Here is a 9,251-nt window from a genome sequence, read left to right as displayed (position 1 = left end):
TTCGAGCGGCCGGTCAGCCGAGGTCGGGGTCGTCGAGTTCGTCTTCGAGCAGCGCGAACATCTCGTCCGCGGTGGCCGCCCGCAGGCTTTCGTCGGCCTGTTCGGCCGGGCGGGCCCGGAAGCGGCGGGCCAGTGCGTCCAGCCGGGCGGCGATTTCGGCTCGGGCCGCGTCGTCGGCGGGGGTGAGCGAAGCGGCCAGCCGGTCCAGCTCGTCGAGGGTGGCGGCGTGGCCGGTGCCCGCCCCGCCGAGGAGCGTCCACACGTGTTCGCCGAGCACGGCGGCGTTCGGGTAGTCGAAGACCACGGTCGCGGGCAGCTTCACGCCGGTCGCGGCCCCGAGCCGGGTGCGCAACTCGACCGCGGTCAGCGAGTCGAACCCGAGTTCCCGGAACGCGCGGGTCGCGGAGACCTCGCCGGTGCCGTCGTGGCCGAGGACGGCCGCGGCGTGCGTGCGGACCAGGTCGGTGACGATCCGCAGCCCTTCCGCGGGCGAGGCCGCGGAAAGCCGGGCGGCCAGCTCGCCGTCGTCCTGGGTGTCCTCTTCGGACTCCCGGGCTTCGGGGATCAGGTCGAGCAGCGGGCGTTCCCGCGCGGCGGTGAACACCGGGGCGAACCGCGCCCAGTCGACGTCGGCCAGCGCGATGAACGTCTCGTCGTCGTCCAGCACCTGGCCCAGCGCGGTCAGCGCCCGGTCCGGGTCGAGGAAGTTCATCCCCTGCCGGACCAGCCGCGCCGGCGTGACGCTGCCGGGCCGCTGCTGGTCGAGGACGGCGTCGACGGCACCCCAGTCGCGGGTGTCCCAGACCCCCCAGGCGATCGACGTCCCGGGCAGGCCGCGCGCCCGGCGGTCCTCGGCGAGCGCGTCCAAGTACGCGTTGCCCGCGGCGTAGGCGCCGTGGTCGTTGCTGCCCCAGGTCGCCGAAATCGACGAAAACAGCACGAACGCGTCCAGGTCGAGATCCGCGGTCAGCTCGTCCAGCCAGCGCGCCCCGGCCGCCTTCGCCCCCAGCGACGCCGCGAGCCCGGCGACGTCGGTGGTGTCGAGCCGTGACAGGTAGGCCGTGTTGGCCGAGTGCAGGACCGACGTGAGCGCCGGGCCGGTCGCGGCGATGGTGCCGAGCAGCCCGGCCACCTCGGCCCGGTCGGCCAGGTCGCAGCAGGCGATGTCCACCCGCGAGCCGGCCCCGGCGATGTCGGCCGCGAGGTCGGCGACACCCGGTGCGGACGGCCCGGACCGGCTGGTCAGCACCACCCGCTCGGCCCCGCGGCCGGCCAGCCACGTGCCGACGCGGCCGCCGATCGAACCGGTCCCGCCGGTCAGCAGGACCGTGCCGCCGGGCCGCCACGTCCCGGCCGTCCGGCGCGGCACGCCGCCAGGAAGCCCGGCCCCAGCCGCGCCGCGGGGCACGCCACCGGGAAGCCCGGTCCCGGCCGTCCGGCGCGGCACGGACCGCACCAGGCGGCGAGCCAGGACGCCGGTCCGGCGGAGGGCGACCTGGTCCTCGGTGCCGGTGAGCGCGGTGCACAGCCGCGTCGCGGCCCGCTCGTCCCACACCGGCGGCAGGTCGATCAGGCCGCCCCAGCGGTCGGCGTGCTCGAGCCCGGCCGCGCGGCCGAGGCCCCACACCGGTGCCTGGTGTGGGCTGGTGAGCGCCTCGTCCGGGCCGGTGGTGACGGCGCCGCGGGTGAGCACCCACAGCGGGGCGCCGATGCCGGCGTCGCCGAGGGCCTGCACGAGGGCGAGCGTCGCGGCCAGGCCGGCCGGGACCGCCGGGAAACCGGGCACCGGCGTTTCGTCCAGGGCCAGCAGGGAGACGACGCCGTCGGGGTCGTGGCCCGCGAGCCCGGCGGCGAGAGCGGCGCGGTCGGTGGCCTCCGCCGGCACCACGGACACCTGCGCGCCGTGGCCGGTCAGCGCCTGCACCACGGGTGCGGCGGCGTCCGCCGTGTCCGCGACGACCAGCCAGGAGCCGGTGACCACGGCGGTGCCCGGCTCGGGCACCGGCGCCCAGGTGATCCGGTAGCGCCAGTCGGCCACGGCCGAGTCCTCGCGCTCGCGGCGGCGCCAGGACGCCAGCGCCGGGAGGACGTCGGCGATCCGGTGGTCGTCGACGCCGAGCGTGCCGGCCAGTTCCCGGACGTCACCGCGGTCGACCGCGGCCCAGAAGCCGCTGTCGCGCGCGGTGCTCTCGGGGATGGGGGCCGGCTCGGGCCAGAACCGCTTGCGCCGGAAGGCGTACGTCGGCAGCGGCACGCGCCGGCCGGGCCGCAGCACCGCGGTCCAGTCGACCGGGACACCCCGGGTGAACGCCTCGCCGAACGAGGTGAGCAGCCGCTGGGCGCCCCCGTCGTCGCGGCGGAGGGTACCGACGGCGACCGGGTCGTCCAGGGTGTCGGTGACGGCCCCGGTGAGCACGGCGTGCGGCGAGGTTTCCACGAAGACGCCGTGACCCGACTCGCCGAGGACGCGGATCGCCCGTTCGAACTCGACGGGTTCGCGGAGGCTGGCGGCCCAGTAGGCGGGGTCCAGTTCGGGGCCGGTGAGCCACTCGCCGGTCATCGCCGAGACCATCGGGATCTCCGCTTCCCGGGGGGAAATCCCGGCCAGGACGTCTTCGATCTCCGCCCGCAGCGCGTCCACCTGGGCCGAGTGGGACGCGTAGTCCACCGGGATCAGCCGGGTCCGGACCTCCGCGCTCTCGGCCAGGTCCCGCAGGGCTTCCGGCTCACCGGAGACCACAGTGGACTGGGGGCCGTTCACCGCGGCCACCGACAACCGCCGGCCCCACGGCTTGATCCGCTCCCGGACCGCGTCCGCGGCTTCGGCAACGGACATCATCCCGCCGCGACCGGCCAACGCGGTCAAGACCTTGCTGCGCAGCGCCACGACGCGGGCACCGTCCTCGAGGGACAGTGCGCCCGCCACCACCGCCGCGGCGATCTCACCTTGCGAATGACCCACCACCGCGTCCGGCTTGACGCCGGCCGCGCGCCAGACCTCGGCGAGGGAGACCATCACGGCCCACAACGCGGGCTGCACCACAGCAGCCGATTCGAGTTCCTCCAGATCCAGGTCCACATAGGGCGACAACGCCGCCGCGCACTCCGCCAGCCGGGCGGCGAAGACCGGGGAGACCTCGGCCAGCTCCCGGCCCATGCCGATCCACTGGCTGCCCTGGCCGGGGAACACGAACGCGATCCGCCCGGCCGGGGCCACGGTCCCGGTGACGACACCCGGGGCAGGCTGCCCGGTGGCCACGGCGGCGAGGCCCGCGGCGAGGTCGCCGCCGGTCACCACGGCCCGGTGCGCGAACACCGAGCGGGTCGTGACCAGGGACCAGGCGACGTCCTCCGGGGCCCACGCCCCGCCCAGGACGTGCTCGCGGAGGCGGCCCGCCTGCGCCGCGAGGCCCTCGGCACTGGTGCCCGAGACCACCCACGCCGGGGCCGCGGTGTCGAGCACCGGCAGGCCGGGCCGCGTGGGTGGTGACACGTCCACCGCAGGGGCCTCTTCGACGATGACGTGGGCGTTCGTCCCGCTGATCCCGAACGCCGACACGCCCGCGCGGCGCGGCCGGTCCCCGGCGGGCCACGGCACCGGCTCGGCGAGCAGCCGGACGTTCCCGGCCGTCCAGTCGACCTGCGGCGTCGGCTCGGAAACGTGCAACGTCCGCGGCAGCGAACCGTGCCGCAGGGCCTGGACCATCTTGATGATCCCGGCGACCCCGGCGGCGGTCTGGGCGTGCCCGATGTTCGACTTCACCGAACCCAGCCACAGCGGCTCGTCGCGGTCCTGCCCGTAGGTCGCCAGCAACGCCTGCGCCTCGATCGGGTCGCCCAACGCGGTCCCGGTGCCGTGCGCCTCCACCGCGTCCACGTCCGATGTGGACAGGCCGGCGTCGGCCAGCGCCGCCCGGATCACCCGTTGCTGGGACGGGCCGTTCGGGGCGGCGAGGCCGTTCGACGCGCCGTCCTGGTTGGTCGCCGTCCCGCGGATCACGGCCAGGACCTGGTGGCCGTTGCGGTGCGCGTCGGACAGCCGCTCGAGGACGACCACGCCGGCGCCTTCGCCCCAGCCGATGCCGTCCGCTCCGGCGCCGAAGGCCTTGCAGCGGCCGTCGGCGGCCATGCCGCCCTGCTGCGAAAACTCCATGAACGCGCCCGGGGTCGACAGCACGGCCACACCGCCCGCGAGGGCCATCGAGCACTCCCCCGCCCGCAGGGCCTGCGCGGCCAGGTGCAGCGCGACCAGCGACGACGAACACGCCGTGTCCACCGTGACCGCCGGGCCTTCGAGGCCGAGCGTGTAGGAGACGCGGCCGGAAATGACCGCGGTCAGGCCGCCGGTGAGCAGGTAGCCCTCGGCGCCGGTGTCGGCGCCCGCCAGGCCGCTGCCGTACCCGGCGTACGTGGCGCCGACGTACACGCCGGTCCGCGATCCCTTGAGGGACACCGGGTCCAGCCCGGCGTGTTCGAGCGCCTCCCAGGACACTTCGAGCAGCATGCGCTGCTGCGGGTCCATCGCCAGTGCCTCGCGCGGCGAGATGCCGAAGAAGCCGGCGTCGAACTCGGCCGCGTCGTAGACGAACCCGCCCTGCCGGGCGTACGTCGTGTCCGGGTCGCCGTAGGCCTGCTCGACGACGTCCCAGCCGCGGTCGGCGGGGAAGCCCGCGATCGCGTCCGTGCCGGCGGCGAGGAGGTCCCACAGCTGGTCGGGGCCGGTGACGCCGCCGGGGTAACGGCAGCCCATGCCGACGATGGCCAGAGGCTCGTCGCTCGCGGCGACGACGGTGGCCGCTGCCGGCGTCTCCGGGCCGCCGAGCAGGCCGGCGCGCAGCTGCCGGGCCAGTGCGACGGCGTTGGGGTGGTCGAAGACCAGCGTGGCCGGGAGGGCGAGCCCGGTGGCGGCGGTGAGCCGGTTGCGCAGCTCGACCGCGGTCAGGGAGTCGAAGCCCAGGTCCTTGAACGCGCGGCCGGGGTCGACGGCGGCGGCGGAGCCGTGGCCCAGGACGGCGGCGGCTTCGGCGCGGACGAGCTCCTCCAGGAGCCGGTCCTGGTCCGCGGGCGGCAGCCCGGCCAGCCGCTGCCCGAGTTCGGTGTCCGGCACGGCCGGGACGTCCGCGTCGAGGGCGGCCTTGACCTCGGGCAGGCCGGCGATGAGCGGGCTCGGGCGGCGCAGGGTGAACGTCGGGGCGAACTTCGCCCAGTCGACGTCGGCGACGGTCACCGCGGTCTCGTCCGCGTCCAGGGCCTGGGCCAGGGCGTGGATCCCGCGGCCGGGGTCGATGACGCGCAGGCCGTACCGGCGCAGCTGCTCCCCGGCCGGGCCGGCGACCATGCCGCCGCCGCCCCACAGTCCCCAGGCGACCGACGTCGCCGCCAGTCCCCGGGCGCGGCGGGCCTCGGCAAGCGCGTCGAGGTAGGCGTTGCCCGCCGCGTAGCCGGCGAGCAGGCCGCTGCCCCAGGTGGCGGCGCCGGAGGAGAACAGCACGAACGCGTCGAGGTCCGTGGTGAGTTCGTCCAGCCAGCGCGCGCCGCGGACCTTGGCGGCGGTCGCCGAGGCGAGGTCCTCGGCGGTCGTGTCGGCGATCGGGCCGCCGTCGCCGACGCCGGCCGCGTGCACGACAGTGGACAGCCCGGGACCGATCCGGTCGAGGAGCCCGGCCACCTGCGGCCGTCCGGCGACATCGCAGGCGACGACGTCGACGGCGGCACCGCGAGTGGCCAGGTCCGCCACCAGCACGGGCACACCGGCGGCGGCCGGACCGGACCGGCTGGTCAGCACCAGGTTCGTGGCGCCGCGCTCGGTGAGCCAGCGGCCGGTGTGGCCGCCGATCGCCCCGGTGCCGCCGGTGATCAGGACGGTCCCGGACGGCTCGAAGCGACGCCGTTCGCGGGGCTCGGGTGCGCGCACCAGACGCCGGGCCAGGACGCCCGCCGACCGGATCGCGACCTGGTCCTCGTGCCCGGCGGCGAGGATCGCGGCGAGCCGGGCCGCGGCCCGCTCGTCCCAGGTCGGCGGCAGGTCGACCAGGCCGCCCCAGCGGTCGCCGTGTTCGAGCGCGGCGACCCGGCCGAAGCCCCAGACCTGGGCCTGCTCCGGGTGGGGCACCGGCTCGCCGGGCACCGCGGCGAGCGCACCCCGGGTCAGCACCCACAGCGGCGCGTCGATCCCGGCCTGGACCAGGCGGAGGGTCCCGGCCAGGTCGCCGCCCGAGGAGACCACGCCCGCGTAGTCGCCGGCCGGGAGGTCGTCCAAGGTGGCCGTGACGACGTCCGCGCCGTGCGCGCGCAAAGCATCCTCGATCTCGGCGGATTCCCCGACGAGCAGCCAGGTGCCGGACAGCGTCGCGGAGACAGGAGCGGGGATCGGGGTCCAGGTGACGCGGTAGCGCCAGCCCGCGACGGCCGACTCGGCCAGCTCGCTGCGCCGCCAGGCGGCCAGCGCGGGCAGGACTTCGCCCAATGAGGCGTCGTCGACGCCGAGGGCACTCGCGAGCCGCGGAACGTCGCCACTCTCGACGGCGGCCCAGAAACTGCTGTCGCTCGCGGTGCTTTCGGAAACGGTGACCGGTTCGGGCCAGAACCGTTCGTGCCGGAAGGCGTAGGTGGGCAGGTCGATTGTCCGTCCACTGAGGACTTTCGACCAGTCGAGGGCGACGCCGCGGGTCCAGGCTTCGGCGAACGACGTCAGCAGCCTCCGCGGGCCGCCGTCGTCGCGGCGGAGAGTGCCGACGGCCACCGGGTCGGCCAGGGTGTCGGCGATCGCGCCGGTGAGCACCGCGTGCGGGGACGTCTCCACGAAGACGTCGTGCCCCGACTCACCGAGGACCCGGACCGCGCGTTCGAACTCCACCGGCTCCCGCAGGCTCGCCGCCCAGTAGGCCGGGTCCAGCTCGGGCCCGGCCAGCCACTCGCCGGTCATCGCGGAAAGCATCGGGATCTCCGCCGCCCGCGGGGAAATCCCGGTCAGGACCGAGACGATCTCCTCGCGCAGCGCGTCCACCTGCGCCGAATGGGACGCGTAGTCCACGGGGATCAGCCGGGTCCGGACGTCCGCGCCGGCGGCCAGTTCCCGCAGGGCATCCGGCTCGCCCGAGACCACAGTGGACTGCGGACCGTTCACCGCCGCCACCGACAGCCGCTCACCCCAAGGCTCGATGCGCTTGCGCACCAAGGAGGCAGGCTCCGCGATCGACAGCATCCCGCCGTGCCCGGCCAACGCCGTCAAGACCCGTGAGCGCAGGGCGACCACGCGCGCACCGTCCTCAAGGGACAGCGCACCGGCCACCACGGCGGCCGCGATCTCGCCCTGCGAGTGGCCCACCACCGCGTCCGGCGAGACACCGGCCGCCCGCCACACCTCGGCCAGGGAGACCATCACCGCCCACAGCGCGGGCTGCACGACATCCGCGGCGTCGGAAGAACCGTCCAGGTCAAGGGATACATAGGGCGCGAGAGCCGCTTCGCACTCCGCCAGCCGGGCCGCGAACACCGGGCACGACTCCGCCAGCTCCCGGCCCATCCCGAGCCACTGGCTCCCCTGCCCGGGGAACACGAAGACCGTGCGCCCGGTCGCGGTCGCCCCGCCGAGCACGACACCGGGGGCGGGACGCCCCGCCGCGAGCGCGGCCAAGCCGTCCGCCGGCTCGGGACCGAGAACCACGGCACGCTGGTCGAACGCCGAGCGCGTCGTGGCCAGGGACCACCCCACGTCGGCCGGGTCCAGGTCCGGGTGGGCGGCGAGGTGCTCGCGCAGCCGTCCGGCCTGGGCCTGCCGTCCGGCGGTACCGCGGCCGGACAGCGGCCAGGCGACGACCGGTGCCGTCACGACCGGTTCCCGCGGTTCACCAGCGTCTTCGGCAGCAGGCGCGTCCTCGACAATCACGTGCGCGTTGGTGCCGCTCATGCCGAACGCCGACACCCCGGCCCTTCGCGGCCTGTCCCCCGCGGGCCACGCCACCGGCTCCCGCAGCAACGACACCTTGCCCGCGGACCAGTCCACGTGCGGCGTCGGCTCGGAAACGTGCAGGCTCCGCGGCAGCGACCCGTGCTGCAGCGACAGGACCATCTTGATCACCCCGGCCACCCCGGCGGCCTGCTGCGCGTGCCCGAGGTTGGACTTCAGCGAGCCCAGCCACAACGGCTCGGCGCGGTCCTGTCCGTAGGTGGCCAGCAGGGCCTGGGCCTCGATCGGGTCACCGAGGGTCGTGCCGGTGCCGTGGGCCTCGACGACGTCGACGTCCGCGGCGGAGAGGTGCGCGCTGTCGAGCGCGGCCCGGATGACCCGGCGCTGCGACGGCCCGTTGGGCGCGGTCAGGCCGTTCGACGCACCATCCTGGTTCACCGCCGTGCCCGTGACCACCGCCAGCACCCGGTGCCCGTTGCGCCGGGCGTCCGAGAGCCGCTCGACCACGAGCACCCCGGCACCCTCGGCCCACCCCGTCCCGTCCGCGTCGGCCGAGAACGACTTGCACCGGCCGTCCGCCGCGAGGCCCTGCTGCCGCGAGAACTCCGCGAACGTCCCCGGGGTCGCCATCACCGTCACGCCGCCGACGAGGGCCAGCCCGCATTCCCGCTGCCGCAGCGCCTGCGCCGCCAGGTGCAACGCCACCAGCGACGACGAACACGCCGTGTCCACCGTGACCGCCGGGCCCTCCAGGCCCAGCGTGTACGACACGCGGCCGGAGATCACGCTGCCCGCGTTGCCGGTCATCAGGTAGCCCTCGGCGCCGGTGCCACCGCCGGCGAACCCCGACGCGTAGCCCGAGGTCGCCGCGCCGGCGAAGACGCCGGTCTTCGAGCCCTTGAGCCCGGCCGGGTCGATCCCGGCGCGTTCCAGTGCCTCCCACGCGACTTCCAGGAGGAGCCGCTGCTGCGGGTCCATGGCGAGCGCTTCCCTCGGCGAGATGCCGAAGAAGGCCGCGTCGAACCCGGCCGCGTCCTCGACGAACCCGCCTTGCCGGGCGTAGCCGCCGTCACCGGTGTCCCAGCCGCGGTCGGCCGGGAAGCCGGCCACCGCGTCGGTGCCCGCGTCCAGCAGGGCCCACAGGTCGTCCGGGCCGCGGACGCCGCCGGGCAGCCGGCAGCCCATGCCGACCACCGCGATCGGTTCCCGGCCGCGTTCCTGGACGTCCCGCAGCTGCTGCTGGGTCTCGTGGAGGCTGGTCACCGTCCACTTCAGATAGTCGCGCAGAGTCTCTTCGTCCGCCACCGCATCCTCATTCGCCGTCGCTGCACCGGTTGCCTGT

General features: G+C 75.6%; 1 protein-coding gene. It reads right to left on the bottom strand.

The window, feature by feature from the left end; all coding sequences use genetic code 11:
• Positions 1 to 13: 13 nt before the first annotated feature.
• Positions 14 to 9,214 (bottom strand): type I polyketide synthase, encoded by a 9,201-nt coding sequence (locus I4Q55_RS34085; RefSeq protein WP_206793893.1) that lies wholly within the window; start codon positions 9,212 to 9,214, stop codon positions 14 to 16.
• Between the last annotated feature and the right edge of the window lie 37 nt (positions 9,215 to 9,251).

Source organism: Amycolatopsis sp. MtRt-6 (assembly GCF_017308975.1).
Taxonomy (GTDB): domain Bacteria; phylum Actinomycetota; class Actinomycetes; order Mycobacteriales; family Pseudonocardiaceae; genus Amycolatopsis.
This window is presented reverse-complemented; position numbering and strand designations above follow the sequence as displayed.